Here is a 23741-nt window from a genome sequence, read left to right as displayed (position 1 = left end):
GTTATGGCGGAGGGGAAACACCCGGTTACATTCCGAACCCGGAAGTTAAGCCCTCCAGCGCCGATGGTACTGCACCGGGGACGGTGTGGGAGAGTAGGACACCGCCGGACAATCTTTATACCGAAGGCCCCAACCGACTAGGTTGGGGCCTTCGACGTTTCACAGTTGTTTATTGAGCCCGACCAGTATTGGCCGGGCTTCCGTCGTTTCCGCAGGTGGATAAGCCCCGGCCGGGTGCGGCCGGGCTTTCGCCATTTCACAGGTAGTGTTTGCGGTCCTGCGCGGTGGTAGCGCGGGGTCCACGCGGTGGTGTCCTTGGCCCGGCCCTGCGGTCAGGCTTTCGCTAATTTCACTGGTGTGGATTCAGCCCGGCTACTACGGCCGGGCCTTCTTTCATTTCGGGGTAGTGGAATGAGCCCGGCTACTGCGGCCGGTCTTCGTTGCTTCGAGCTGTTCTGCGGGCCTGCGTGGGCGAGGGCGTCGGGTTCCGCAGGAGGGTATTCACCGCGGGTGGTCTGCGGTCGGGCTTTTGTCGTTCCTGGATCGTGTTCGCGGGCTTGCGCGGGTGTAGCGCAGGGTTCCACGCGGTGGTGTTCTTGGCCCGGCCATGCGGTCGGGCTTTCGCTATTTCACTGGTGTGGATTCAGCCTGGCTACTGCGGCCGGGCTTTCGCCGTTCCCCGGGTGGCGTTCTCGGGACCGTGCTGGTGATGGTTCCGCGGGGGCGGTCGGCTACTGTGGCCGGACTTACGTTTTCCGGGCTGTCCCGCGAGCCTGCGCCGGTGGTGGCGCTTCCGCGTGAGCGTTGTTTGCCCAGCTTTGCGGCCGGCCTTCGCCGTTGCGAGTGTTGTGGGATGAGCCCGGCTGGCATGGCCGGGCTTTCGTTGTTTTCGGGCTGGTGTTCGGGGCTCGCCCGGGTGGTTGCGCGGGCATGTAGTTAGGCCTGGCCGGTTGTGGTCTGGCTTTTTATCGCGCTCGGCCGCAGTGGCCGGGCCTTTGTCGTTTCTGGGGTAAGGCTCAGCACGGGTCAGCTGAGGCCGGAACGTCAGAACAGGCGGTTGGTTGGGATGTCGAGGTTGTCCAGCAGGTGGCCGGTGAAATAGACCGTACCGAGGGCCAGGACCTTTTCTCCGAGCGCTTCGATGTAGTGGGCGTCCACCTTGTCGATGGTGGTCACGTCCCAGTCTGCTGGTAGGGGGCGGTTGAAGTTCAGGTGCGTCTCCGGAAGGCGCACGAAGGTCACGGGCAGGCCCTTGAGGGCCTCGACCGCGCCGTCCAGGTCCTTGTGGTCTGGGAGGCACAGCAGGATGCGGTCGATGGCGGACCATTCCGCTAGGGCTCGGTTCACTGACATGCGCACGCCCGCACCGGTGATGGGCGAGTCGATGATCAGGCGTGTTCTCCTGATGTCGTGGTGGGAGAAGCGGGCCGGGAGGCGTACCGAGACGGGGGTTGGTTCTTTGCCTGTCAGGTGGGCGGCGGCGGATTGGCCCAGGAGGGCGTTTGTGGTCCACGGGGTGGCTTCGGGGGTGATCTCGTGGAGGCGGTCTCCTGCCCGGGCCCTCAGCTCGGCGCGGACCTCTGGGGTCTGGGGGAGGGTCACGGCCCATTTCGTGTCCGGGCCGATGACGCCGGCCTTCTCTCTGGCGATCTCGGCCACGGTGTCTCCGAGGATGCCGACGTGTTCGGCGAAGATCTCGGTGATGGCCACGACCTCGGCGGGGAACAGCGACACCTCGTCCGAGGCGCCGCCCATGCCGGCTTCCAGCACGAGGTAGTCGGCCGCCACGTCCTGGGCGTGCAGGACACCCGCGAGGGTGAACAGGCCCGCAGGAGAGAGGTAGCCGTCGGAGGGCGGCAGGGAGACGGCCGTCAGGCGGGCGCCCAGGGCGGCCAGGTCCTCATCGGAGATCGAGACGCCGTCGACGCGGATGCGGTCGCGGTTGCCGCGCAGGCCGGGGCTGGTCACGGTGACCACGCGGGCGCCGGTCGCGGCCAGGTGGGCCGAGGCGTAGGTCGCGGTGGTGCCTTTGCCCTTGCTGCCCACGACGGTCAGTACCGGCGCTGAGGCCGTCGCGCCGACCGTCTCGGCCAGGCGGCGGGCGCGGGGCAGGTCGCGGCGGGAACCGGGGGTGCGGGCGGTCCATTCTGCAAAGAAGGCCTCGTCGGAGCTCATTCCCGACAGCTTATTGAACGGGCCTAAGCTGGGCTGGTGACGATCCACGCAGTTGAGGCCGCGATCCGTGCCCGCGGTGTCGAATGGGACATCGATCCGACGCTCGACCGGATGGCGGGGCTCGTCGATCTGCTGGGGAATCCGCAGGCGGCGTACCCGATCATTCACATCGCCGGCACCAACGGGAAGTCGAGTACGGCGCGGATGGTCGAGGCGCTGCTCAGGGAGCGGAACCTGCGGGTGGGGCGGTACACCTCGCCCGAGTTCGCCAGCATGCGCGACCGGATCTCGATCGACGGGGAGCCGATCTCCGAGGAGCGGTTCGTCGAGGTCTACGAGGAGCTGGAGCCCTACTTCGGCATCGTCGACGAGAAGTTCGGGCGGCTGAGCTTCTTCGAGGTGCTCACCGCGATGGCGTTCGCGGCCTTCGCCGACGCGCCTGTCGACGTCGCCGTGATCGAGACGGGCATGGGGGGCACCTGGGACGCCACCAACGTCGCCGACGGGCTCGTCGCGGTGATCACGCCCGTTTCGCTCGACCACACCGAGTATCTCGGGTCCGACGTCGAGACGATCGCCGGGGAGAAGGCCGGGATCATCAAGCCCGGCTCGACCGTGATCCTCGCGCAGCAGCAGCTGCCGGCGGCCGAGGTGATCGTGCGGCGGGCCGTCGAGGTCGGGGCGACGGTGGCGCGAGAGGGCATCGAGTTCGGGGTGCTCGGGCGTGAGCTCGCGATGGGTGGTCAGCTGCTGCATCTGCGCGGGTTGAACGCCACCTATGAAGAGGTGCTGCTGCCGCTCTACGGCGGTCACCAGGCCGGCAACGCGGCGACCGCGCTGGCGGCCGTCGAGGCGCTCTCGACGGCGGCCGAGCCGCTCGGCGAGGAGCTGATCAGGCAGGCGTTCGGCCAGGTCACCAGCCCGGGACGGCTGGAGGTCGTGCGGCGCGGGCCGACGGTGCTGGTCGACGCCTCCCACAACCCGGGGGGCATGGAGGCGACGGTCGACGCGATCGGGGAGTCGTTCGGCTTCACCCGGTTGATCGCGGTGCTGGCCGTCATGGCCGACAAGGACGTCGAGACGATGCTGGAGCTCCTGGAGCCCGTCGTCGAGGAGATCGTGGTCACCCGGAACTCCTCGCCGCGCTCCATGGAGGTCGACGACCTCGCCGACCGGGCCAGGGGCGTGTTCGGGCCCGATCGGGTGCACGAGTCGCCCCGGCTCGACGACGCGATCGACGTGGCCGTCGGGCTGGCCGACGAGGGCGACGAGTATGGTTCGGGGGTGCTCATCACCGGCTCGGTGGTGACCGCAGGTGACGCCCGAATCCTGTTGAAGGCCGAATGATGAACTTCGAAGTCACGCCCGGAATGCGGCGGCTGGGCGCCTCGGTGCTCGGCATGGAGGCGATCGTCGTCGCGCTGATGACCCCCGTCGCGATCATGATCGGCAAGGTCGACCCGCCGATCGCCGTCGGGGTCGGCTGCGGGCTCGCCGTCCTGTGCATCCTCGCCGCCGGGCTGCTCAAGAAGCCGGTCGGGTACGTCCTGGGCAGCGTCGTCCAGGTGCTCGCGATCGCCTCGGGATTCATGGTGCCGACCATGTTCTTCCTCGGGGTGATCTTCGGGGCGCTGTGGGTGACCGCGATTCTCGTCGCTCGCCGTGTCGAAGGGGCGACGAAGCGCTAAAGTCGGTCGCCATGGCCGTCCCCCCATTTCAGCCAGCCGTGCCCCAGCGGGTCCGGGCGCTCGCCGTAGACGTCGTGCGTCTGGCCAGGCGGCCGATCGTCACCGACGCCGTCGTCGGCATGCTGATCGCCGTGGCCCTGCCGCTGGCGATCGTGTCGATCCCTAACACGATCTCGCAGGTGGCGGCGCTGCTGCCGCCGGGCGTCTCCCAGATCGACATGATGCGGGCCCACGGCCTGGCGCTGCCGGTGATGCTCCTGACGGTGCCGCTGGCGGCGGTCGCGGTGCGGCGGTTCAAGGCGGCGCCGGTGCTCGTCCTGGGGCTGGCGATGCTGGCCGCCGCCGACGCCGGCGGGGGTTATGCCGACGGGCCGATGCTGGTGGGCGTGCTGCGGGTGGTCCACGGCGTCGGGGCCGGGCTGCTGATCCCGGCGACGCTGGTCGCGGCGGGGGAGCGGCGGGCCCGGCGCGGGCTGCTCGCCCTGTGGGCGGGGATGCTGGCCGTCTCGCTGGTCACCGCCCAGGCGCTGGCGCTCTGGCCGATCGACAACGTGCGCTCGTGGGCTGTCACGCTCCAGCCGTTCCCGCTGCTGACGGGGGTGGCGCTCACCCTGGCGGCCGTCTACCTGGTGTTGTGGCGGCTGGCGTGGGAGACCACGGCGGCGGCCACCGACCGGCTGCTGATCTCCACGCCGCCCGGGTCGGCGGAACGTTCCCGGCTGCTGATGGCGGCGGTCCCCTCGGCCGGGATCGCGGTGCTCGCGGTCGGCACCACCTACGACTGGCCCTCGGGGCTGGTGGTCGCGGTGGCCGGGCTGGCGCTCGTGGCGATGCTCGGGCTGGCCGTCTCGGCGGCCACCGCGGGGGCGCGCACCCTCGGCTTCACGTGCGTGGCCGTCGGGCTGGTCGTGCTGCCGACGGCCGCCCAGGTGACCTATGTCGAGATGCCGTGGCTCGGCGGCCCCGGGCTCGACGCGATGACCTGGCCGCTCGTGGTCGCGGTGCTCGGCGCCCTCGGGGCCGCCGTGGTCGCCGGGCGGGCGGCCGAGGAGAAGAGCGCCAAGCTCGTCGGGGCCGGGCTGGTCGTGCTGGTCGTGGGCCTGTGCGCGATCAGGCTGCTGGTGCCGACGGTCGAGGGGCTGCTGCTCGCGGTGCCGTTCACCCTGGTCGCCGCCGGTGCGGCGGTGGCGCTGGTGAGCGCGCTGCGGCTGGCCGGGCCCGTGGCGGCGCTGTTCGGGCTCACCCTGCTCTTCCCGGCCATGCTGGCCGGATTCCTGCTCGGTACGGGCATCCAGGTGACCTGGCTCCGGTCGGCCGCGCCGTCGGGCATGGCGACCTACCAGGGCATGGTCGACGGGTTCGTCGAGGCGCTCCACGTGTGGGCGCTGGTCGGCGGGTTCGGCGTGGTGCTGGTGCTCGGGTTGTCGGCGCTGTCGGCCCGCCGGGGCAACCGGGTGGCCGCCGCCGAGGAGCCCAAGGTGATCGTTCCGGCGCCGACGCCGTCGCCCGAAGTGCTTGCCGAGGGTGACGAATCCGACCGGTAAGCTTCCCTCGGATTCCCACGAAGCCTTCACAAAGGAGTGATCCCGTGTCCGAGCGCACGCTCGTCCTCATCAAGCCGGACGGTGTCCGCCGCGGCCTCATCGGCGACGTCATCGCCCGCATCGAGCGCAAGGGCCTGACCATCGCGGCCATGGAGCTGCGTCAGCTCGACGCCGACACCGCGAAGACCCACTACGCGGAGCACTCCGAGCGGCCGTTCTTCGGCGAGCTGGTCGACTTCATCACCTCCGCCCCGCTGGTCGCCCTGGTCGTCGAGGGCCCGCGCGCCATCGAGGCCTTCCGCGGCCTGGCCGGGCTGACCGACCCGGTGAAGTCGGCCCCCGGCACCATCCGCGGCGACCACGCCCTGGAGATCGGCGAGAACGTCGTCCACGGCTCCGACTCTCCCGAGTCCGCCGCGCGGGAGATCAAGATTTTCTTCCCCGACCGGTTCTGAGGAACCCTCCTGAAAGCCCCGGCCACGCCGGGGCTTTCTTGCGTTTTCGCCGCCTGAAAGCCCGTGACCAGCGGATTTATGTAATTGGGGTGGGGTCGGTGTGCTCGGCGTTGGGTACGACCCGTTACGATTCGAGTGCGATGCGTTACTCCCGCTAACCACCTGAAGGAAGGCCTCCTTCCCTATGGGCAGCCACTTTGCTTTCCTGGGCCGCGACATGGCGGTCGATCTCGGCACCGCCAACACCCTGGTCTACGTGCGGGGGCGCGGCATCGTGCTCAACGAGCCGTCCGTCGTGGCGATCAACACCTCGACCGGCCGCATTGTCGCGGTCGGCATCGAGGCGAAACGGATGATCGGCCGTACGCCAGGCAACATCGTCGCGGTGCGACCACTCAAAGACGGCGTGATCGCCGACTTCGACGTGACGGAGCGCATGCTCCGATACTTCATCCAGCGCGTGCACAAACGGCGGCACTTCGCCAAGCCACGCATCATCGTCGCGGTGCCGAGCGGCATCACCGGCGTCGAGCAGCGCGCCGTCAAGGAGGCCGGCTACCAGGCCGGCGCCCGGCGCGTCTACATCGTCGAGGAACCCATGGCGGCGGCCATCGGGGCGGGCCTGCCCGTCCACGAGCCGACCGGCAACATGGTCGTCGACATCGGCGGCGGCACCACCGAGGTGGCGATCATCTCGATGGGCGGCATCGTCACCAGCCAGTCGATCAGGGTCGGCGGCGACGAGCTCGACCAGGCGATCATCACGTACGCCAAGAAGGAGCACTCGCTCATGCTGGGCGAGCGCACCGCCGAGGAAGTGAAGATCGCCATCGGTTCGGCGTGCGCGTCGGCCGAGGAGCCACAGGCCGAGATCCGCGGCCGTGACCTGGTCAGCGGCCTGCCGAAGACCGTGGTCGTGTCGGCGCGAGAGATCCGCGAGGCGATCGCCGAGCAGGTCAGCTCGATCGTCGACGCGGTGAAGTCGACCCTCGACAAGTGCCCGCCCGAACTGTCCGGCGACCTCATGGACCGCGGCCTCGCCCTGACCGGCGGCGGCGGCCTGCTCAAGGGCATGGACGCCCTGCTGCGCGAGGAAACCGGCATGCCCGTCCACCTGGTAGACAACGCGCTCGACTCGGTCGCGCTCGGCTCCGGCCGGTGCGTGGAGGACTTCGACGCCCTGCAGCAGGTGCTCGTGCCCGAGGCGAGGAACTGAGAACGATGAAAGACAGCCGCCGCTCCCGTCTGTTCCTCGGCCTGCTGCTGGCCGTGGCCCTGGTCCTGATCACGGTGGACCACCGGAGCGAGAACACGCCCGTGTTCGGGCCGCTGCGCACGATCGTCACCTCGGCGTTCGGCGCGGTCGAGCGTGGGGTCTCCACGGTCACCGAGCCGATCGGCGGCTTCGTCGGCGCACTCGCCGGCGCGCAGGGGTCGCGGGAGCAGATCACCAATCTGAAGGCGCAGAACTCCAAGCTGGAGGGCGAACTGTCCTCCCAGCGGATCGACAAGCGCCGGTCGGCCGAGCTGCAGGCCATGCTCGGCCTGTCGGGCCTCGGCGGTTACAAGGTCGTGCCGGCGCAGGTCGTGGCCCGCCGCGCCTCGCCCGGTTTCGAAGACGCCGTGGAGATCGACGCCGGCACCGCCGACGGCATCAAGCCCGACATGACCGTGCTCAACGGGCAGGGTCTGGTCGGGCGGGTGGTGCGGGCGACCACGTCGACCGCGACCGTGGTGCTGCTGTGCGATCCGGCCTCGTCCACCGGGGCCCGGATCGAGAACAGCGGCGAGCTCGGGGTCATCAGCGGCCTGGGCGCCAACGGCAACTCGGGCCGCCGGATCATGTTCCGGCTGCTCGACTCGACCCTGCCGATCGCGGCCGGCACCCGTCTGGTCAGCTTCGGCTCGCAGCAGGGGGTGCCCTACGTGGCCGGGGTGCCGATCGGCGTGATCGAGAAGGTCGAGGCGACGCCGGGTGAGCTCACCCGCACCGCCTACGCGAAGCCGTTCGCCGACCTGAGCTCGATCGACGTCGTCGGCGTGGTGGTCGAGGGGCCGAAGCGCGATCCGCGCGACTCGCTCCTGCCGCCCGCGCCCAAACCCGCGGCCAAGCCGAAGCCCAAACCCAAGCCCGCGACCTCGGCGCTGCCGGGTCAGCAGGCGCCGCCGCAGATCGCGCGGCCCGGCGTGACGAACCCGGAGACGGGTCCGGCGAACCGGGCCCCCGCCGGCCCGGAGAACACGGCGCCCCGGAACACGCGGCCCGAGAACACCGCGCCCGAGAACACCGCGCCCGAGAACCCCGAAAACGTCGCTCCGGCCGACACGCGGACGACCGACCGGGAGAACCGCGGCGAGACGTCCATACCGGACGACGAGGCGGCGTGATCTGAATGCCCCGGATCCTGCTCACCACGCTGCTCGTGCTCACCGCCCTCGTGCTGCAGGTGACCGTGGTCAACCGGCTGCCGGTGTCGGTCGTGCCCGACTTCGTGCTGCTCGTGGTGATCGCGCTGGGCGCGATCCGGGGGCCGGTCGCCGGGGCGACCATCGGCTTCTTCTCCGGTCTGGGCGCCGATCTGCTGCCGCCCGCCGACCACGCCCTGGGCCAGCACGCGCTGGTCCTGTGCCTGGTCGGCTTCACGGCCGGGCGCTGGGCCGAACGGTGGCCGCTGCTCACCGTCGCGGCCTGCGCGGTCGGCGCGCCGGCGTTCGCGCTGGCGGTGAGCGGTCTGCTGGGTGATCCGGGAATCGATCTACGCACGTTCGAGGCGGTGTGGCCCATGGCGGCGCTGGTCAACCTGCTGGCCGCGCCGGTCGTGGTGTGGGCGGTGCTCAAGGTGCTCGGGCCCCGGCCCGAGAAGGCGACGGCGGCCGCGGTGCCGGGCTGGAGGCGGGCGTGAACCGGATGCGGACCCGTTTCGTGGTCCTCCACCTGACCGTGCTGGCCCTGCTCGTGGTCCTCGGCGTGCGCCTCTACCAGGTGCAGGTCGTCCGCGGCCAGCAATACGTGGCGAAGGCGACCGAGACGCGCACCCGCGCGGTCATGGTGCCGGCGCTGCGGGGCCAGATCCTCGACTCGACCGGGCGTCCGCTGGTGCGGAACCTGACCCGGCTCGTGGTGTCGGTCGACCGCACCCAGCTCGAACGCATGCCGCGCGGCGGACAGGACGTGCTGGAGAAGCTCTCGGCCGTGCTCGCCACCCCGGTGTACAAACTGCGGGAGCGGCTGCGGTCGTGCGGGCCGGGCGTCAGCCGTCCGTGCTGGACGGGCTCGCCCTACCAGCCGATCCCGGTCGACGACCGGGTCACCCAGCGCGAGGCGCTGACCATCCTGGAGCGCCAGGAAGAGTTCCCCGGGGTGACCGCCGAGGTCCAGGCCCACCGCGACTTCCCGGGCGGGTCGGACGCGTCGCAGGTGCTCGGCTACCTGCAGCCGGTCACGCAGGAGGAGCTGGAGAAGCGGCAGGGCCTCAAGACCAGCTTCTCGGGCGTCGACCTGGTGGGGCGCGACGGCCTCGAAGCCGTCTACGACCACCAGCTGCGCGGCACCCCCGGCCTGCGCCGGGTCCAGGTCGACCGCATGGGCAAGGCGATCGGCGTCGAGCAGCAGGTCGCGCCGGTGGCCGGCGACACCCTGATCACCAGCATCGACGCCCGCGTCCAGTCGATCGTCGAGAAGGCGCTGGCCGACGCGATGAAGAAGGCGCCGCAGGCCGACGGCGCCGCCGGGGTCGTGCTCGACGCGCGCAACAGCCGGGTGATCGCGATGGGCAGCGTGCCCACCTACGACCCCCGGGTGTGGACGGGCGGCATCTCCGAGAAGGAATACCAGACCCTGCTGTCGGAGAAGGCGGGCAAGCCGCTGGTCTCCCGGGCGATCAAGGGCACCTTCGCGCCCGGTTCGACGTTCAAGGTCAGCTCGGTGTCGGCGATGGTCGCCGACGGCTACCCCCTCAACGGCACCTACGACTGCCCCGGCTCCTACATGGTCGGCGCGCGGGCGTTCAACAACTTCCGGGGCATCGGCCTCGGGCCGATGAACCTGCACACCGCGCTGGTGAAGTCGTGCGACACGATCTTCTACCGGGCGGCCTACGAGATGTGGCAGCGCGACGGCGGCATGCAGCCCAAGTCGACCGCCAAGGACCCGATGGCCGCGATGGCCCGCGCCTACGGCTTCGGCAAGCTCACCGGCGTCGACCTGGTCGGCGAGTCGCCGGGCCGCATCCCCGACCGCTTCTGGAAGAAGGAGTTGTGGGCGGCCACCCGCAAGACCAACTGCAACCGGGCCAAGACCGGCTACCCCGAGGTCAAGGACGCCACCCGCGCCGCCTTCCTCAAGCAGCTCGCCTACGAGAACTGCCTGGAGGGGTTCCAGTGGCGTCCCGGTGACGCCGCCAACTTCTCGATCGGCCAGGGCGACGTGCTGGTCACGCCGCTGCAGCTGGCCAACGCCTACGCGGCGCTGGTCGGCGACGGCAAGCTGCGCAGCCCGCGCATCGGCTGGGCGCTGATGCGGCCCGACGGCAGCTCGTCCAAGATGATCGACTCGCCGGTGATCGGCAAGCTGCCGATCGACAAGAAGACGCGCGACTACATCAGGGGCGCCCTGAGCGAGGTCGCCTCCGACGGTACGGCCGCGGGCGCCTTCGGCGGCTTCCCGATGGACGTGGTCCGCATCGGCGGCAAGACCGGTACGGCCGAGGTCTACGGCAAGCAGGACACCTCCTGGTTCGCCTCGTTCGCGCCCACCAAGAACCCGCGGTTCGTGGTCGTCGTCATGGTCTCCCAGGGCGGCATGGGCGGTTCGGCCGCCGCCCCGGCCGTGCGGCAGATCTACGAGGGCATCTACGGCCTGAACAAGCAGCCGGCCGCGCTGCCCGCCGGCCACCCGGCCGAACGCCTGCCGGTCATCGGCCCCGACGGGACGGTGAAGCGCTGATGTCCACGCCGATCACCCGCATCCGCAAGCGGTCGCTGGCCAGCCGGGCCATCGGGACCGACGCCGCCGTATGGCGCATGGACGGCGTGCTGTTCGTCGCCGTGGCCGCGTTGTGCACGATCAGCACCCTGCTGGTGTGGTCGTCCACCCGCACCTGGACGGCGATCGAGCCGACCGGCATGCTGAAGAAGCACCTGCTCATCCTGTGCGTGGGCGCGGTCCTGTGCGGCCTGGTCTCGATGGTCGACCACCGGCGGCTGCGGGCCTACGCGCCCGTCGCCTACGCGGCCGGGCTCGCCCTGCTGGCGCTGGTGATCACCCCGGTCGGGTCGACCGTCAACGGCTCCCACTCGTGGATCATGCTGGGCGGCGGCTTCGGTCTGCAGCCCTCCGAGCTGGCCAAGCCGGCGCTGATCCTGCTGCTGGCGATGTTGTTGTCGGAGGCCGCCGAGGGCACCGACCGGCCCCGGCCGCTCGACGTCGGGCTGGCCCTGGCGGCGGCGGGGCTGACGATGGGGCTGGTCATGCTCCAGCCCGACCTCGGCACCACGATGGTGCTGGCGGTGATCACCGCGAGCGTGCTGGTCTTCTCGGGCATCCGCAAACGTTGGATCGCGCTGGTGCTGGTCGTGGCGGTCGCGGCGGCGCTGATGGTGTGGTTCCTGGGGCTGCTGCAGCCCTACCAGGTGGCCCGGTTCACCGCGTTCATGAACCCGGCCAGCGACCCGCGCGGCTTCGGCTACAACGCGACCCAGTCGCTGATCGCGATCGGCTCGGGCGAGATCTACGGCAAGGGGCTGTTCGAGGGCGGGCAGACCACCGGCCGGTTCGTGCCCGAGCAGCACACCGACTTCATCTTCACCGTCGCGGGCGAGGAGTTCGGCTTCCTCGGCGCGATGACGGTGGTCGCCCTGCTGGGCGTGGTGCTCGTCCGGGGCATCACGATCGCGCGGCAGTGCGACGACCGGTTCGGCGCGCTGGTCGCGGCGGCGATCGTCTGCTGGTTCGCGTTCCAGACGTTCATCAACGTCGGGATGACGATCGGCATCATGCCGATCACGGGACTGCCTCTTCCGTTCGTCTCCTACGGCGGCACCGCCACGTTGGCCAACATGATCAGCGTGGGCATGCTGCAGGCCATCCACAGCGGGCGGCGTACCTGAGAGTGGTCCGCATGAAGGTGCGGCAGGCTCTCACTGGTGCCGCTACCGTTCGGCGAACACTCTGGGAACGAACCTTGAATAGGCGATGACTCCGCAGACGGAGGAAGCGTGACCCCGGACGACGAGGCGCGTGAGCGAATGCGCGCGTTGGACCTGCTCCGCAAGGCTTTTCCCGACTACCGGATCGTTTACGGCAACGGGCGATGGGCCGCCGCGGCGGCCGGCAACCCGCCGATGGTGTGGTTCGCCGACACCCCCGGCAGCCTGTGCGGGCAGTTGTTCATGGCCCAGGTCCGGAGCGGCGGTGAGGTGGGCCCTTTCCCGACGGGCCGTGAGAGCGGCTCGCAGGCTGCGCGGTGACCGTTTCGTGACGATCGCGACGCTAGCGTGGAACCGTCCCGACCTGGAGAGAGCATGACGTACTCCGCCCGCGGCGCCGACCGATCAGCGATCCAGTTCGCCTCGGCGATCCGTGACCGCACCCTCGCGGCGCTGGGGGAACCGCCCTCCACGGCGATCATCCACCAGATCGCCGAGGAGATCCACGCCGGTTCCCCGCAGACCTCGCGCCTGAAGTGCATGCGCCTGGCTAACGGCTGGACCGTCGAAGAGGCGATCGAGCGGTTCCACGGCATGTGCGACCGGGCCGGCATCAAACGGCGCGGCCTGTCCGAACGTTCCTGGCGGGAGTGGGAGGCCGGGGCGCGCCCCGACCGCGAGTACACCGACCTGCTGTGCCGGCTGTTCGAGACCGGGCCGGTCCAGCTCGGCTTCGCCCGCGACTACACGCCCGAGGAGGCCCGCCGGGCGCACGCCGCGGCCGGCGCCGCCGACCCGGTCGAGGACGCCGCGCGCGAGGCCAGCGAGCACGCCGAGGAGGTCGAGAACAGCGAGCTCGGCACGGGCGCGCTCGAACGGTTACGCACGCAGGTGGTCTGGGTTGGCCGGCGCTACGTGTGGGAGTCGCCGCTCCCGCTGTTCGTCGAGATGCGGGTGTTGCAGGAGCAGACCCGCAAGGCCCTCGACCGGCGCATCCATCCCGGCCAGGCCCAGGACCTCTACTTCCTCACCGGTGCCCTGTGCGGCCTGATGGCCAACGCCAGCATGGACATGGGCCGCCGGCTGCCCGCCGACACCCTCGCCCGCGCGGCGTGGACGTATGGCCGCATCGCGGGGCATACGTCCCTGATGGGGTGGTCACGCGGGATGCAGGCGTCGGTGGCCCTGTGGGACCGGCGCTATGAAGACAGTTTCCGGTACGCCGGAGACGCCCTCACCCACCTCAACTCGGGGTCGGGCGGGGCCCGGCTCTACATGCTCCGGGCCCGGTCGGCCGCGATGCTGGGCCGTACCGACGAAGCGCGGGAGGCCCTGCTGCGCGCCGAGGACGCACGGTCGCGGGGCGGCCGCGACGAGCTCCACGACGAGATCGCCGGTGAGTTCGCCTTCCGGCCCGCCAAACAGCACTACTACGCCGCCGTCACCCATCTCCACCTGGGCGACTCCTCCCGGGCGATCCGCGAGGCGGCCGAGTCGATCGCCCTCTACTCCACCGACGAGCGGGAGAACCGCTCCTACGGGTGCGAGGCCATGGCCCGCGCCCATCTGGCGATCGCCTACGTCATGGAGGACGACCAGGAGGGCGCCGAGCAGGCGGTGGCCCCGCTGCTCGAACTGCCCCCCGACCGCCGCATCGACAGCCTCGGCGCCACCCTGGCGGCCAGCCGGTCGCTGGTGTCCGACCGGATGGCCCGCCAGATCGAGGGATTCTGCTCCGTCGGCCTCACCCACACCCTGGCGGCATCCGACCAGCGGAGGCTCTCCCCGTGACCGTTCCCCTCGTCGCCGGAACCCCGGCCGCGCTCATCGAGGCCTGCCGCGAGGCCGGTCTGAACTCCGCCGGAGCCCGGCTCCTGCGCAGCTTCGCCAGCGTCGTCTACCACCTGCCGGAAGAGGGCCTGGTGGTCCGCATGGCGACCGCCACCACCCCCGGCAAGTACGACCGCCTGGTGACCTCCATCAAGGTCACCCGCTGGCTGGCCGTCCAGGGGTTCCCGGTCACCCGGCCCGCCGAGGTGCGCCAGCCGATCGCGGTCGACGGCTACCTGGTGACCTTCTGGCACTACGAGGAGCAGGACGGCCCGGCCCCCGGGCCCGTCCCGCTCGGCCTGCTGCTCCGGCGGCTGCACGCGCTGCCGCCGGTGCCGTTCGACCTGCCGACCTACGACCCGTTCGGGACCATCAGGCGGGCCATCGCGGACGCCCGCGCGATCGATCCCGAAGAGCGCGAGTGGCTGACCGAACGGTGCTCGGCGCTCTCCGACGCCTACTACGAGCGGCTGGAGTTCTCCCTGCCGTACGGACTGGTCCACGGTGACGCGCACCGAGGGAACCTGCTCCGTACACCCGGGGGGCACCTGCTGTGCGATTGGGACTCGGTGAGCGCCGGGCCGCGCGAGATCGACCTGGCGCCGACCATGGCCGGGGTCAGGTTCGGTCTCACCGAGGCGCAGCGCGACGGGTTCGTGGAGGCGTACGGCTACGACATCCGCCACTGGGCCGGTTATCCGGTGCTCCGCGACACCCGGGAGCTCCAGACCCTGACGGCGCTGCTCAGGAACGCCCACCTCGATCGCGACGCCCTCGGGGTGCTGCGCTTCCGGCTGGCCTCGCTCCGGGCGGGCGACAACCGGACCTGGCGCGCCTTCTAGCTCCTATACCCTGGGTCACATGTCTGTCGAGTCGCTGTTTCCCCGCCTGGAAGCCCTGCTGCCGAAGGTGCAGAAGCCGATCCAGTACGTCGGGGGTGAGCTCAACTCGACGGTCAAGGACTGGGACGAGGCCACGGTTCGCTGGGCGTTGATGTATCCCGACGCCTACGAGGTCGGCCTGCCCAACCAGGGCGTCCAGATCCTCTACGAGATCCTCAACGAGCTGCCCGAGACCCTGGCCGAGCGGACCTACGCGGTCTGGCCCGACCTCGAGAGGCTGATGCGGGCCGAAGGCGTCCCGCAGTTCACCGTCGACGCCCACCGGCCGGTGCGCGCGTTCGACGTGCTGGGCCTCTCGTTCTCGACGGAGCTCGGCTACACCAACATGCTGACCGCGCTCGACCTGGCCGGCATCCCGCTCAGCTCGGCCGATCGGGGTCCTGACGACCCGATCGTGCTGGCCGGCGGCCACGCCGCGTTCAACCCGGAGCCGATCGCCGACTTCATCGACGCCGCCGTGCTCGGCGACGGCGAGCAGATCGCGATCGCGATCTCCGAGGTGATCCGCGAGTGGAAGGCCGAGGGTGAGCCCGGCGGCCGCGACGGCGTGCTGCTGCGGCTGGCCGAGACCGGCGGGGTGTACGTCCCGCGGTTCTACGACGTCGAATACCTGCCCGACGGGCGGATCAAGCGGGTCGTGCCCAACCGTTCGGGGGTGCCCTCGCGGGTGTTCAAGCACACCGTGATGGACCTCGACGAGTGGCCCTACCCGAAGAAGCCGCTGGTCCCGCTGGCCGAGACCGTCCACGAGCGGTTCAGCGTGGAGATCTTCCGGGGCTGCACCCGCGGCTGCCGGTTCTGCCAGGCGGGCATGATCACCCGCCCGGTGCGCGAACGGTCGATCACCACGATCGGCGCGATGGTCGACAACGGCATCAGGGAGTCCGGCTTCAGCGAGGTCGGCCTGCTGTCGTTGTCGAGCGCCGACCACTCGGAGATCGGCGAGGTCGCCAAGGGCCTGGCCGACCGCTACGAGGGCAGCAACGTCTCGCTCTCGCTGCCGTCGACCCGGGTCGACGCGTTCAACATCGACCTGGCCAACGAGTTCTCCCGCAACGGGCGCCGCTCGGGGCTCACCTTCGCCCCCGAAGGCGGCTCCGAGCGCATGCGCAAGGTCATCAACAAGATGGTCAGCGAAGAAGACCTGATCCGCACCGTCACCACGGCCTACAGTCAGGGGTGGCGGCAGGTGAAGCTCTACTTCATGTGCGGCCTGCCGACCGAGGAGGACGTCGACGTCCTCGGCATCGCCGACCTGGCGAGGAAGGTCATCAAGGCCGGCCGCGAGGCGACCGGGTCGCGCGACGTGCGCTGCACGGTGTCGATCGGCGGGTTCGTGCCCAAGCCGCACACCCCGTTCCAGTGGGCCGCGCAGGCCGACCACGAGACGGTCGACCGGCGGCTGCGGGAACTCCGCAACACCCTGCGCAACGACAAGCAGTACGGCAAGGCGATCGGCATGCGCTACCACGACGGCAAACCGTCGATCGTGGAGGGCCTGCTGTCCCGGGGCGACCGCCGCGTCGGCAAGATCATCCAGAAGGTCTGGGAAGACGGCGGCCGTTTCGACGGCTGGAGCGAGCACTTCTCGTACGACCGGTGGATGGCCTGCGCCGCCGAGGCGCTCGACGGGGAGCCGGTCGACGTCGACTGGTACACCGTCCGGGAGCGCGAGGAGCACGAGGTGCTCCCGTGGGACCACCTCGACGCCGGCCTCGACCGCGAATGGCTCTGGCAAGACTGGCAGGACGCCGTCAACGACGTCGAGGTCGAAGACTGCCGCTGGACGCCCTGCTACGACTGCGGCGTCTGCCCGACCATGGGCACGGAGATCCAGATCGGCCCCACGGGCCGCAAGTTGCTCCCGCTCACGGTCGTATCCTGAGGAAGACGGCCCGGGGGAGCGGCTTCCCCCAGGCCCACGAAACGAGACTGGAAGGAACACGGACCTCTGAAACCCGCACCCGATGGGCCCCCGCCCGCGCCGGTGGCGCAGCGTCTGCGCGTGCGCTACGCGAAACGAGGGCGGCTGCGCTTCACGAGTCACCGCGACATCTCCCGTGCCGTCGAAAGGGCGGTCCGGCGGGCTGACATCCCGGTGGCCTTCAGCGCGGGGTTCAGCCCTCACCCGAGGATCTCCTACGCGGGTGCCGCCCCCACCGGGGTGGCCAGCGAGGCCGAATACCTCGAGATCGCGGTGACCCGCCCCTGCCGTCCGCAGGAGTTGCGCGCCGCCCTCGACGCCTCGCTGCCGCCGGGTCTCGACGTGCTCGACGTGGTCGAAGCGCGCGCGGGGAGCCTGGCCGACCGGCTGGAGGGCTCGTTGTGGGAGGTGCGCCTGCCGGGAGCCGATCCGGCGGCGGCCGAGAGTGCGGTGAAGGAATTCATGACCGCAGCAGAGGTCGCGGTCGAACGCCTCACCAAGAAGGGGATGCGGAACTTCGACGCCCGGGGGGCCGTGGCATCGCTGGTGTCGCTGACCGCTGACCAGGACGATCACGGGGAGGGAGGGCCGAATCAGTCGTGTGTCATACTTCGCATGGTCGTTCGGCACGAAACTCCGGCCGTCCGACCCGACGACGTGCTCATGGGTCTGCGTCTCGTGGCCGACTTCGCGCCGCCGTCACCGCCTTCGGTGACCAGGCTGGCGCAGGGGCCCCTTGACGCGTCGACCGGTGAGCCCGCCGACCCGCTCGAAGCCGACCGGGTTGGTGGAGACCAATAGGACTTGCCGCCATGGCCCCGGAAGGTGGCCGGGCGGACCACGAGAGACGAGAAGAGCCCCCGCGCGGCGCGGAAACGCGCCCGGGGGCTGACGGGAGAGCGCCCGCATGCTCGACAACGAGCCCACTGTCGGCGATACGACAACTGCAGATACGACGTCTTCGGTGACAACGGCGAAGCCTGCCCGCAGACGGTCGGCGAGCCGGCCGGCGGGTCCGCCGCCGGAACCCGACGAGATCCCCCCGGCGCCCGCCATCCAGGCGTCCGTGGCGACCGCCCTGAGCACGGCCGAACCGGCCGCCTCCAACGGCGCGGCCGCCGACTCCGGCGAGCCCGCCGAGAAGCCCAAGCGCACCCGGCGCCGCACCCGGCCCGCCGACGACGAGGCCCCGGCCGCCGAGACGGCCGCCCCGCCCGTCGACGTGCCCGCCGAGGCGCCCGCCAACGAGGCCGAGGCGGCCGAGAGCCGTCCGGCCCGTAAGCGCGCCACGCGCAGCCGCGCGGCCAAGGAGGCCCCCGCTCCGGAGCCCGCCGCCGAGGTCGTCGTCGAGTCGGCCGCGCCCGAGGTGACGGCCGCGGTCGAGGAGGCCCAGGCCGAGGTCGCGCCCGACGCCGAGACCGTCAAGCCCGTGCGGCGGAGCCGTAACCGGAAGAAGGTCGAGGAGACGCCGGAGGCGGTCTCCGAGGACGACGAGAAGCCGACCAGACGGCGCCGCACCCGCAAGAGGGACGAAGAGGGCGCCACGGAACGATCCAGCGCGCTCAACGCGGCGGAAGCCCAGGTCGCGGCCGCGATGATGTTCACGCTGCCCACCGAGGAGCCGCTCGACGACGAGCCGGCCGGCGAAGACCTCGAAGACCTCGACGAGGGCGCCACGCCGTCGCGGCTGGCCGACCCGTTCGGCTTCCACGCCGCCGAGCAGCAGCCGCAGCAGTACACCTACCAGCGCCCGGCGGCGGTCTTCCAGCCGCTGTTCCAGGCGCCCGACGCCGCCGCCGCGATCCCGGCCCGGCCGCAGCAGCCCGCGCCCCAGCCGCCGGTCCAGCCGCAGCCCGAACCCGAGCCGGCCGCCGCCGAGGAGGCCGAGGAGGAGTCCGACGACGACGGCGACGACGAGTCGGGCGAGGGTTCGCGCCGCCGCCGGCGCCGCCGTGGCGGCCGTGGCCGGGGGCGTGGCCGTGAAGACGGCGAGGGCCAGGAGTCCGAGGAGGAGCCCCAGGCCGCCGCCGAGGAGTCCGACGAGGACGCCGACGACGACGGGGAGTCGGGCGAGGCCGGTTCGCGCCGCCGTCGCCGCCGGCGCCGCCGGGGCGGCGAGGACGACGCGGTCGTCACCGACGACCCGCCCAACACCGTGGTCCGCATCCGGGCGCCGCGCGCCGGCCGCACCACCACCTCCTCGGTCGACGAGGTGCAGGGCTTCCGCGGCTCCACCCGCCTGGAGGCCAAGAAGCAGCGCCGCCGCGAGGGCCGTGAGCTGGGCCGCCGCCGTCCGCCGATCATCACCGAGTCGGAGTTCCTGGCCCGCCGCGAGTCGGTCGAGCGCGTCATGGTCGTGCGCCGCCACGGCGGCCGCACCCAGATCGCGGTGCTCGAAGACGGCGTGCTGGTCGAGCACTACGTCGACCGCGAGGCCAGCCAGTCCTACGTGGGCAACGTCTACCTGGGCAAGGTCCAGAACGTGCTGCCCTCGATGGAGGCGGCGTTCGTCGACGTCGGCAAGGGCCGCAACGCGGTGCTCTACGCCGGTGAGGTCAACTTCGACACCGCCGGGCTCGAAGGCCAGCCGCGCCGCATCGAGGCCGCGCTGAAGTCGGGCCAGTCGGTGCTGGTGCAGGTCACCAAGGACCCCATGGGTCACAAGGGCGCCCGGCTCACCTCGCAGATCAGCCTCCCCGGCCGTTATCTCGTGTACGTGCCCGACGGCTCGATGACCGGCATCTCGCGCAAGCTGCCCGACAAGGAGCGCACGCGCCTGAAGCAGATCCTGCGCAAGGTCATGCCCGAGAACGCGGGCGTGATCGTGCGCACGGCCGCCGAGGGGGCCTCGGAGGAGGAGCTGGCCCGCGACGTCGCCCGCCTGGCGGCGCAGTGGGAGAGCATCCAGAAGAAGGCCAAGTCGGCGAGCCCGCCGGAGCTGCTGTCGGCCGAGCCCGACATGACGATCCGCGTGGTCCGCGACGTCTTCAACGAAGACTTCACCAACCTGGTGGTCCAGGGCGACGAGGTCGCCCGGACCGTCGAGGAGTACGTCGACTACGTCGCCCCGCACCTCGCCGAGCGCGTCGCCAAGTGGGACGAGGACGTCGACGTCTTCCACGCCTACCGGGTCGACGAGCAGATCGCCAAGGCGATGGAGCGCAAGGTCTGGCTGCCCTCGGGCGGCTCGCTGGTGATCGACCGGACCGAGGCGATGACCGTCGTCGACGTCAACACGGGCAAGTTCACCGGCCAGGGCGGCAACCTGGAGGAGACGGTCACCAGGAACAACCTGGAGGCCGCCGAGGAGATCGTCCGTCAGCTCCGGCTGCGCGACGTCGGCGGCATCATCGTGATCGACTTCATCGACATGGTGCTGGAGAGCAACCGCGATCTGGTGCTGCGCCGCCTGCTCGAATGCCTGGCGCGCGACCGAACCAAGCACCAGGTGGCCGAGGTCACCTCGCTGGGTCTGGTGCAGATGACCCGCAAGCGGGTCGGCCAGGGGCTGCTGGAGGCGTTCTCGACGCAGTGCGACTGCTGCCACGGGCGCGGGGTCATCATCTCGACCGAGCCGGTCGACGGTAAGCCCGAGCCGCGCGGCACGCAGGGCAAGATGGCGATCGAGAAGGCCGTGGCCGAGAAGCTGGAGAAGTCCGAGAACGGCGGCAACGCCGTCGCGGCTCACGACTCCCGCGACTCGGTGACCGACACCGTCGACGACCAGCCGCGCTCCCGGCGCAGGTCCCGACGGTCAAGATCAGCGGATTAGTTCACCACCGGCGGGCCGCTCGGTTCGACCTCGGGACCGGAACCCGGTACCCTAGAGAACCGGCGCGCCCTGGTGGCGCGCTTGGCTTCGCGCGCCCCTCCTGGTTCGCCGGTTCATCTGTTAGCGATCGGATGTCGGGGCGCAGCATCCAGTAGACAAGAAGGGTTCCGCGGTGTACGCGATCGTTCGTTGCGGCGGCAGGCAGCAGAAGGTCTCCGTCGGAGACGTCATCGAGGTGGACGCGGGTGCGGGCGAGGTTGGGTCCTCGCTGACGCTTCCGGCTCTCCTCGTCGTCAACGACGGCGATGTCACGCATGACGCCGCCGCCCTGGCCCGTTTTGCGGTGACCGCCGAAGTTCTCGGTGAGGTCAAGGGCCCCAAGATCCGCATCCTCAAGTACAAGAACAAGACCGGTTACAAGAAGCGCCAGGGTCACCGCCAGCGGTACACCCAGGTGAAGGTCACCGGCATCGACTCCGGGAAGTAGTGAATCATGGCACACAAGAAGGGCGCCTCGTCCACCAGGAACGGCCGTGACTCGAACGCTCAGCGGCTCGGTGTCAAGCGCTTCGGTGGCCAGCTCGTGAACGCCGGCGAGATCATCGTCCGCCAGCGCGGCACGCACTTCCACCCGGGCGACAACGTCGGCCGTGGCGGCGACGACACGCTGTTCGCGCTGTCGGCCGGTCACGTGCAGTTCGGCCGTAAGCGCGGTCGCCGCGCGGTCAGCATCATCCCGGTCGCGGAGTAGATCCGCACACACCGGTAAGGACGAGGCGGGTCGGTCACCACCGACTCGCCTCGTCGTGTTTGGTCAACCTTTGAGAGGAACACCGTGGCGGATTTCGTGGACCACGTTCTCCTGCACATCAAGGCGGGAGACGGTGGTAACGGCTGCGCGTCCGTCCACCGGGAGAAGTTCAAGCCGCTCGGCGGCCCTGACGGCGGCAACGGCGGACGCGGCGGCAACGTGATCCTGGAGGTCGACGGGAACACCTCGACGCTCCTGGAATACCACCACCGCCCCCACCGCAAGGCCGGCAACGGCAAGCAGGGCATGGGCGCCAACCGCGACGGCGCCACCGGTGAGGACATCGTCCTGACGGTGCCCAACGGGACCGTCGTGAAGGACGCCCGCACCGGTGAGGTGCTGGTCGACCTGGTCGGCGTCGGCACCCAGTACATCGCCGCGCAGGGCGGCTTCGGCGGGCTCGGCAACGCCGCGCTGGCCAACACCAAGCGCAAGGCCCCCGGGTTCGCGCTGCTGGGCGAGCCGGGCGACGAGGGCGACATCGTCCTGGAGCTCAAGACCGTCGCCGACGTGGCGCTGGTCGGCTTCCCGAACGCCGGGAAGTCGTCGCTGATCGCGGCGCTGTCGGCGGCCCGGCCCAAGATCGCCAACTACCCGTTCACGACGCTCGTCCCCAACCTCGGCGTGGTCACCGCGGGCGAGGTCATCTACACCGTGGCCGACGTGCCTGGGCTGATCCCGGGGGCGTCGGAGGGCAAGGGCCTGGGGCACGAGTTCCTCCGCCACGTCGAGCGCTGCTCGACGATCGTGCACGTGCTCGACTGCGCCACGCTGGAGCCCGGCCGCGACCCGCTGACCGACTTCGAGGTCATCGAGGCCGAGCTGGAGGCCTACGGGTCCCTCCAGGACCGGCCCCGGATGGTCGTGCTGAACAAGGTCGACGTCCCCGACGGCCGCGAGCTGGCCGACCTCGTCAAGGCCTCCCTCGAGGAGCGCGGGCTGCGGGTGTTCGAGATCTCCGCGGCCACCCACGAGGGGCTGCGGCCGCTGTCGTACGCCATGGCCGAGATGGTCGAGCGCGACCGGGCCGAGAAGCCCGTCGAGAAGCCGACCCGGCTGGTCCTGCGGCCCAAGCAGCTCGGCGAGACCGGTTTCACGGTCCGGCGGGTCAACGAGCGCACCTTCCAGGTCACCGGCGAGAAGCCGGAGCGCTGGATCCGGCAGACCGACTTCACCAACGACGAGGCCGTCGGCTACCTCGCCGACCGGCTCGAACGGCTCGGCGTCGAAGAGGCACTCATCAAGGAGGGCGCCGAGCCCGGCGCCGAGGTCGTGATCGGTTCGATGGAGAACGGCTACATCTTCGACTGGCAGCCCACCATGGGCGCCAGGGTCGCCGGCCCCAGAGGCAGCGACAACCGCATCTAGGGGGAATCCAACGTGGTCAGGGAGCGCATCGGCGCCGCCGGGCGGATCGTCGTCAAAGTGGGCTCGTCGTCGCTGACGACCCCACAGGGCATGATCGACGTCGACCGCGTCGACGCGCTGGTCGACGTGCTGGCGGCCCGCCGCGCGGCCGGGACCCAGATCGTGCTCGTCTCCTCCGGCGCCATCGCGGCCGGGCTCGGCCCTCTGGGGCTGAAGGCCCGGCCGAAGGACCTGGCCACCCAGCAGGCCGCCGCCTCGGTCGGCCAGGGCGTGCTGGTGGCCCGGTACACCAGCTCCTTCGCGCGCTACGGCCTGCGCGTCGGCCAGGTCCTGCTCACCGCCGACGACATGATGCGGCGTTCCCACCACCGCAACGCCCAGCGCACCCTGGCGCGGCTGCTGGAGCTGGGCATCGTCCCGGTCGTCAACGAGAACGACACGGTGGCCACCGACGAGATCCGGTTCGGCGACAACGACCGCCTCGCCGCCCTCGTCGCCCACCTGACCCACGCCGACGCGATGGTCCTGCTGTCCGACGTCGACGCCCTCTACGACGGCGACCCCCGGCGTCCCGGGGGAGCCAACCGCATCACCGAGGTACGCGGCCCGGAGGACCTCGAAGGCGTCGAGCTCGGCACTTCCGGCCGGGTCGGCACCGGTGGCATGATCACCAAGGTGCAGGCCGCCAAGATCGCGACCGGCGCCGGGGTGCCCGTCGTGCTCACCGCCGCCGCCCACGCCGCCCACGCGCTCGCCGGAGACGACGTCGGCACCGTGTTCCACCCGGGCGGCCGCCACCCCGGCACCCGCCTGCTCTGGCTCGCCCACGCCGCCACCGGCCGGGGCCGCCTCCACCTCGACGAGGGCGCCGTGAAAGCGGTGGCCGGACGGCGGATGTCGCTGCTGCCCGCCGGTGTTCTCAAGGTCGAGGGCGAGTTCTCCGCCGGAGACCCGGTCGACCTCTGCGGGCCCACGGGGGAACTCGTCGGGCGCGGGCTGGTCAACTTCGACTCCGGCGAGATCCCCGACCTGCTCGGCCGGTCGACCCGGGAGCTGGCCAGCGCCCTCGGGCCCGAATACGAGCGCGAACTGATCCACCGTGACGACATAGTGATTCTCTAGGAG

General features: G+C 70.8%; 20 protein-coding genes and 1 rRNA gene. 20 read left to right on the top strand and 1 reads right to left on the bottom strand.

The window, feature by feature from the left end:
- A 5S ribosomal RNA gene (rrf, locus tag AW274_RS06270) occupies nt 1–110 on the top strand; the annotation flags it as partial.
- A 934-nt stretch (nt 111–1044) separates the two neighbouring features.
- On the opposite strand, the gene AW274_RS06265 is transcribed toward rrf, so the two are convergent.
- Complete coding sequence (locus AW274_RS06265) at nt 1045–2175, bottom strand: folylpolyglutamate synthase family protein (protein WP_062430041.1); 1131 nt, start codon at nt 2173–2175, stop codon at nt 1045–1047.
- Nucleotides 2176–2211: 36 nt separating this feature from the next.
- Between AW274_RS06265 and AW274_RS06260 the strand changes: the two genes are divergently transcribed.
- The 19 genes from AW274_RS06260 to proB all read left to right on the top strand — a co-directional run bounded on the left by AW274_RS06260 (nt 2212) and on the right by proB (nt 23738).
- Entirely contained in the window at nt 2212–3522 is a 1311-nt protein-coding gene (locus AW274_RS06260) for a bifunctional folylpolyglutamate synthase/dihydrofolate synthase (protein ID WP_232319997.1), read from the top strand.
- Nucleotides 3522–3863, top strand: coding sequence for a DUF4233 domain-containing protein (locus AW274_RS06255; protein ID WP_232319996.1), 342 nt, complete (start codon nt 3522–3524; stop codon nt 3861–3863). Before AW274_RS06260 ends, AW274_RS06255 begins: the two co-directional genes overlap by 1 nt.
- Before the next feature lie 74 nt (nt 3864–3937).
- A complete protein-coding gene (locus AW274_RS06250; RefSeq protein ID WP_157519799.1) occupies nt 3938–5407 on the top strand; it encodes a hypothetical protein in 1470 nt (489 codons plus the stop codon).
- A gap of 44 nt (nt 5408–5451) precedes the next feature.
- Entirely contained in the window at nt 5452–5862 is a 411-nt protein-coding gene (gene ndk, locus AW274_RS06245; RefSeq protein WP_062335193.1) for a nucleoside-diphosphate kinase, read from the top strand.
- Nucleotides 5863–6046: 184 nt separating this feature from the next.
- On the top strand, nt 6047–7078 hold the full coding sequence (locus tag AW274_RS06240) for a rod shape-determining protein (RefSeq protein WP_030454832.1): 1032 nt from the start codon (nt 6047–6049) through the stop codon (nt 7076–7078).
- A gap of 5 nt (nt 7079–7083) precedes the next feature.
- Entirely contained in the window at nt 7084–8250 is a 1167-nt protein-coding gene (gene mreC / locus AW274_RS06235) for a rod shape-determining protein MreC (protein WP_063813082.1), read from the top strand.
- Nucleotides 8251–8255: 5 nt separating this feature from the next.
- Nucleotides 8256–8765 (top strand): rod shape-determining protein MreD, encoded by a 510-nt coding sequence (gene mreD, locus AW274_RS06230; protein ID WP_062430037.1) that lies wholly within the window; start codon nt 8256–8258, stop codon nt 8763–8765.
- 5 nt (nt 8766–8770) lie between these two features.
- Nucleotides 8771–10807, top strand: a complete 2037-nt coding sequence (gene mrdA / locus AW274_RS06225) for a penicillin-binding protein 2 (protein ID WP_198169070.1) — start codon at nt 8771–8773, stop codon at nt 10805–10807.
- A complete protein-coding gene (gene rodA, locus AW274_RS06220; protein ID WP_062430035.1) occupies nt 10807–11970 on the top strand; it encodes a rod shape-determining protein RodA in 1164 nt (387 codons plus the stop codon). Before mrdA ends, rodA begins: the two co-directional genes overlap by 1 nt.
- Nucleotides 11971–12078: 108 nt before the next feature.
- A complete protein-coding gene (locus AW274_RS06215; protein ID WP_062430034.1) occupies nt 12079–12330 on the top strand; it encodes a hypothetical protein in 252 nt (83 codons plus the stop codon).
- Nucleotides 12331–12384: 54 nt separating this feature from the next.
- The gene (locus AW274_RS06210; RefSeq protein ID WP_062430033.1) at nt 12385–13800 is read left to right on the top strand and encodes an NsdA family TPR-like regulatory protein; all 1416 of its coding nucleotides are present in this window, start codon (nt 12385–12387) and stop codon (nt 13798–13800) included.
- Nucleotides 13797–14681: a phosphotransferase family protein gene (locus AW274_RS06205; protein WP_062430032.1), complete on the top strand. Its 885-nt coding sequence runs from the start codon at nt 13797–13799 to the stop codon at nt 14679–14681. The genes AW274_RS06210 and AW274_RS06205 overlap by 4 nt, the downstream gene beginning before the upstream one ends.
- A 19-nt stretch (nt 14682–14700) precedes the next feature.
- A complete protein-coding gene (locus AW274_RS06200) occupies nt 14701–16626 on the top strand; it encodes a TIGR03960 family B12-binding radical SAM protein (RefSeq protein WP_062430031.1) in 1926 nt (641 codons plus the stop codon).
- Between the two features lie 120 nt (nt 16627–16746).
- Nucleotides 16747–17466 (top strand): TIGR03936 family radical SAM-associated protein, encoded by a 720-nt coding sequence (locus AW274_RS06195; protein WP_232319995.1) that lies wholly within the window; start codon nt 16747–16749, stop codon nt 17464–17466.
- Between the two features lie 106 nt (nt 17467–17572).
- Nucleotides 17573–20437, top strand: a complete 2865-nt coding sequence (locus tag AW274_RS06190) for an Rne/Rng family ribonuclease (RefSeq protein WP_062430029.1) — start codon at nt 17573–17575, stop codon at nt 20435–20437.
- Between the two features lie 172 nt (nt 20438–20609).
- A complete protein-coding gene (gene rplU / locus AW274_RS06185; RefSeq protein WP_030454821.1) occupies nt 20610–20924 on the top strand; it encodes a 50S ribosomal protein L21 in 315 nt (104 codons plus the stop codon).
- A 6-nt stretch (nt 20925–20930) separates the two neighbouring features.
- The gene (rpmA, locus tag AW274_RS06180; protein ID WP_030454820.1) at nt 20931–21188 is read left to right on the top strand and encodes a 50S ribosomal protein L27; all 258 of its coding nucleotides are present in this window, start codon (nt 20931–20933) and stop codon (nt 21186–21188) included.
- A gap of 84 nt (nt 21189–21272) precedes the next feature.
- A complete protein-coding gene (gene obgE / locus AW274_RS06175; RefSeq protein ID WP_062430028.1) occupies nt 21273–22616 on the top strand; it encodes a GTPase ObgE in 1344 nt (447 codons plus the stop codon).
- A gap of 12 nt (nt 22617–22628) precedes the next feature.
- The gene (gene proB, locus AW274_RS06170; protein ID WP_269750537.1) at nt 22629–23738 is read left to right on the top strand and encodes a glutamate 5-kinase; all 1110 of its coding nucleotides are present in this window, start codon (nt 22629–22631) and stop codon (nt 23736–23738) included.
- Nucleotides 23739–23741 lie beyond the last annotated feature (3 nt).

Source organism: Herbidospora daliensis (genome assembly GCF_001570585.1).
Classification (GTDB): domain Bacteria; phylum Actinomycetota; class Actinomycetes; order Streptosporangiales; family Streptosporangiaceae; genus Herbidospora; species Herbidospora daliensis.
This window is presented reverse-complemented; position numbering and strand designations above follow the sequence as displayed.

What these genes read in the sequence shown, in the direction of transcription:
- AW274_RS06265 (WP_062430041.1), bottom strand. Translation starts at nt 2,175, where the DNA reads ATGAGCTCCGACGAGGCCTTCTTTGCAGAATGGACCGCCCGCACCCCC.
- AW274_RS06255 (WP_232319996.1), top strand. Translation starts at nt 3,522, where the DNA reads ATGAACTTCGAAGTCACGCCCGGAATGCGGCGGCTGGGCGCCTCGGTG.
- AW274_RS06240 (WP_030454832.1), top strand. Translation starts at nt 6,047, where the DNA reads ATGGGCAGCCACTTTGCTTTCCTGGGCCGCGACATGGCGGTCGATCTC.
- mreC (WP_063813082.1), top strand. Translation starts at nt 7,084, where the DNA reads ATGAAAGACAGCCGCCGCTCCCGTCTGTTCCTCGGCCTGCTGCTGGCC.
- mreD (WP_062430037.1), top strand. Translation starts at nt 8,256, where the DNA reads ATGCCCCGGATCCTGCTCACCACGCTGCTCGTGCTCACCGCCCTCGTG.
- mrdA (WP_198169070.1), top strand. Translation starts at nt 8,771, where the DNA reads ATGCGGACCCGTTTCGTGGTCCTCCACCTGACCGTGCTGGCCCTGCTC.
- rodA (WP_062430035.1), top strand. Translation starts at nt 10,807, where the DNA reads ATGTCCACGCCGATCACCCGCATCCGCAAGCGGTCGCTGGCCAGCCGG.
- AW274_RS06210 (WP_062430033.1), top strand. Translation starts at nt 12,385, where the DNA reads ATGACGTACTCCGCCCGCGGCGCCGACCGATCAGCGATCCAGTTCGCC.
- AW274_RS06200 (WP_062430031.1), top strand. Translation starts at nt 14,701, where the DNA reads ATGTCTGTCGAGTCGCTGTTTCCCCGCCTGGAAGCCCTGCTGCCGAAG.
- AW274_RS06190 (WP_062430029.1), top strand. Translation starts at nt 17,573, where the DNA reads ATGCTCGACAACGAGCCCACTGTCGGCGATACGACAACTGCAGATACG.
- rpmA (WP_030454820.1), top strand. Translation starts at nt 20,931, where the DNA reads ATGGCACACAAGAAGGGCGCCTCGTCCACCAGGAACGGCCGTGACTCG.